Raw genomic sequence first — 3,387 nt, 5'->3', positions numbered from 1 at the left:
GGCGGTTTGGAGCGCTGGGGGAGCAGGAGTGCGGGCATCGTAGACCGCGATCACGAACGCCCTGGAGCGATCGCCGCTGGGTGTCTACTGCGGCGGCGGGTTGGGCGATCGCCCCGCGAGACACGCTGTAGGCCGCGCCCAGGGCCGCGCTACCCAGGAGGAGCGAGCGTCTTGAGAGTTTGTGAGTGAGAGGTGAGCTGTTCATCTTGGCTGGCCTAAGATTTCAATCAGTGCGGAAAAAGTGGCGATCGCCCTCGAAAAATCGTCTATCTCAATCATCTTCAATCATCCAAAATCGCCCATCTGAACTCCAAAATGCAGTCGGGCGATCGCCCCCCAACCCGCCTGAGCTATCGTGCAAACTGGCGGATAAAGGCCACAATCGGGTCAATTTTAACCCCGTAGTTCACCACGCCCTCACGGACACGCTGACCGGGGCCATCTTCATAGGTGCGAGTGAATTCGGCAGAATTCAGCGCCACGATGCGAAACTCGCCATTAATCTGAGCCAAAATCGGCCCCCCAGAGGAACCGCCCGTGGTGTCGCAGTCGTGAATGATGTTGCCTTCCACCTCGCCCAGGATGCTGCATCCTACATGCACCCCCGCAGTGCGGCCAGGATTATCCGCAGGAAAGTCACCCGAATAGCCTGCCAGGGTCAGTTGTCCGCTGTAGGGTCTATTCACAAGCTGGCTCAGCGGCAGCGAAGTCCAGGCGAGGGTGCCGTAGATCGTTCCAATCGGGCGATCGAGCTTGGCAAAGGCCCAGTCGTTGGGGTGGGGTGCGGCGTTGCCGTCGCGGAAATCCGTGCCATAGATCACGTCCACCACCTGCGCCACATCCTCACGGCGAACCACTGCTCCGTCGATCAGATTGGGGGCAAAGGTGATGTTTTGCCTCACCTGGTTGGTGCGCTCATCCACAACGCAATGGGCATTCGTCAGCACCACGTCTGGTGCAATCAAGCTGCCTGTGCAGATGGACACCTGGTTCTGACCAACGGGGCTTTGCAGCCGACCAATGGCCGACCAGGGATAGGCCCGACTGGTCATGCGACGGCGATCGTCTCGACCAATGACCCCTCGACCATCCTCACTAGGGTTTGCAGACCGGCGCAATCCCTGCGGAATCAAGGGCTGGGGGTTGGGCACTAGACCAAAATCAGCCACCTTTTGAGCCAAGTTGCGATTGGTGCGCTCGGTCTGGGCTTGCGCGGTTTGGACTGGCTCAGGGGTGACCGTTTGGGCGCGGGCCGAGAGGATGGTTGCCGCCAGCAGGGTGCAGGCGAGGCTGGTGAGGGCAAGCAGGGGGCGGGAAGCAGTTTTCATGATGTAGTGTGTCGATAGTTAGAACTAACTGGCTCGGCAGTCCCCCTTGATAAGGGGAATTTAAGGGGATCGGGTCGGGCGCGATCGCCCTTCACGCCTACCTAGTTTCGCAAGATCAGGAGGTATGCAGAGGGAAGAGGGAAGAAGGAAGAACGAAGAAGGAAGAACGAAGAAGGAAGAACGAAGAACGAAAATCTAAAATCTTTACAGTCCGTTGCCGATGATTACGAATGCTGACCAGTAGTAGGGATGGGCGAAGCGGGTGTCTACGCTGATGCCTTCTAGGGGCACGATTGGCGCAGTGCTGGAACCACCAGAGGCATGGTGGGTAGTGCCGCTGCGGAGCATTTGCAGTTGGGCTTGCTGCATGGCCTGGGCGATCGCCATTGGTTCCTGTTCTGTGCCCTGTGCTAGCGTCTTGTAGAACTCCTGCATGAGTTCGCTGGTTGCGCCGTCATTCACCTGCCACAGCGACGCAATCACCGTATTCGCTCCGGCATTGATAAACGCCTGGGCAATGCTCGACACCTCCCGTCCATCGGGCAGTTCCTTGCCGCCATCGGCATGAAAGCTGGCCCAGTCGTCTTGCCCCAGCCCGGTTTCGCAGGCCGACAGCACCACTAGGCTAATGTCGGCGAAGAGCTGGCGCTCTAGGCGGATATCGGCAATGCGCCAGGGCTGCTTGTTGCCCAACACCAAAAAGGAGGCATACAGGCTTGCCGGGTCAAACTTGCCGTGGGTGGCGATGTGCAAAATCTGGTGACCGGGGGACTCCAAAATCGACGCTTCGGTGAACTGCTGGTTTAGCCGCTGCCGTCCCCGATAGATGCCCTGTTCCCGCCCCGCCGATTGCGCCTTGACGATGCGGTTGAGTTCGTCGGGGACGTGATCCAGCGGATCAAATCCAGGCATCCCTACGGCTGGGTTAGCGGGCACGGGTTCCGATAGCCCCAGCGCCAGCACGGAGGTGTTGGCAGGATGGCCAGACAAGGGGCGATCGCGGTTGGTGAGGCTTGCGCCATTTACCGTAGACACCGTGTAGCGCTCAATCAGGTATTGCTTGCCATCGAACAGCGCCGCCGTGGGCACGTAGCGCAGCGACTGGTCGAGGGCGAAGACGAGATGTTGGGTGCCGCTGTTTGCCAGTTCTGCCGCTAGCAGGTCGGGAAATAGCCAGTTGTAGAGCCGTTGCGACACGGCTTGAAGCTTCTGAATATCGGCTTCGGTGCGGCAAGACGTGGCTTCGCAGTCGCGCATGAGCTGGCGAAACTCCAGCACGGCGGCATCGATTTGGCGCTTGCCCACGCCCTGCACCTCGATAGAGTTGGGCACGCCCGCCGCCGTCACCCACAAAAGCCACAGCTTATCCTCCAGCACCACCGGATAGAGCAGCACCGTTCCGGGACGGGCGTTGACGATATCCTGCCCGATGCTGGTGAGCTGGTCGAGGTCTACGATTGGGTCGCCGCTGGCGATGCGCCGCCGCACCTCTGCGGCAAAGGCCGCCACGCGCTGGTCAAACTCGGCGGTGAGATGTCGCCGCTGCGTTTGCAAGGTCTCCCAGCGGTCGCTTTGCCGACAGGCTGGGTCTTGCTGGCAGGCTGCCACCTGCTGACCAAAGGCGATGAGGCTGTCGTGTTCTTTCAAGATTTCGGCTTCCAGCGGGCTGAGGCTGACTTGGCGCGTGTTGGGGTCTTGGACGGTGCCGCGGGTGTATTCGCGGATTTCCTGGATTTTCAGCAGTTCTAGGACTTGCTCGGCTTCTAGCAGTCGCCCTTGGGAAAGCAGCAGGTCGGCCAGCAGGCGGTAGTCGTTGGCCACAGTGTCGGTGAAGGATTGTTGCAACGCCGTATCCAGGCCGCGAATGTCGCCACGAATGGATTCGCGCACGTTGACGCTGGCTTTGAGGAAGGTGATGGCCAGTTCGGGCTTGTTTTGGGCGTTGAGCAGACGGCCAATGTTGCTGAGGGAAATGCCCTCTTCGGCCCGGTTGCCCCCGGCGCTGAAGATCGCTAAGGCTTGCTCATAGAACTCAATGGCGCGGCGATAGTCCCTCAGG

Annotated in this window: 3 protein-coding genes; all 3 read right to left on the bottom strand. The window is 60.1% G+C overall.

Annotation, left to right across the window (positions count from 1 at the left end; genetic code table 11):
* Positions 1-205 (bottom strand): hypothetical protein (locus IGS51_RS09115; RefSeq protein ID WP_297078113.1); only part of this gene is annotated, 205 nt, incomplete at its 3' end.
* Positions 206-350: 145 nt separating this feature from the next.
* Positions 351-1,328 carry a trypsin-like peptidase domain-containing protein gene (locus IGS51_RS09110; protein WP_297078112.1) on the bottom strand — a complete coding sequence of 326 codons (978 nt, stop codon included), beginning with the start codon at positions 1,326-1,328 and terminating at the stop codon, positions 351-353.
* A gap of 204 nt (positions 1,329-1,532) precedes the next feature.
* Positions 1,533-3,387: CHAT domain-containing protein (locus IGS51_RS09105; RefSeq protein ID WP_297078111.1), on the bottom strand; the 1,855-nt coding region annotated here is incomplete at its 5' end.

The sequence above is a fragment of the Thermoleptolyngbya sp. M55_K2018_002 genome, assembly GCF_015295965.1.
Classification (GTDB): domain Bacteria; phylum Cyanobacteriota; class Cyanobacteriia; order Elainellales; family Elainellaceae; genus Thermoleptolyngbya; species Thermoleptolyngbya sichuanensis.
The sequence above is the reverse complement of the archived record's forward strand: the minus strand, read 5'-3'. Positions and strand labels throughout refer to the sequence as shown.

What these genes read in the sequence shown, in the direction of transcription:
- IGS51_RS09110 (WP_297078112.1), bottom strand. Translation starts at nt 1,328, where the DNA reads ATGAAAACTGCTTCCCGCCCCCTGCTTGCCCTCACCAGCCTCGCCTGC.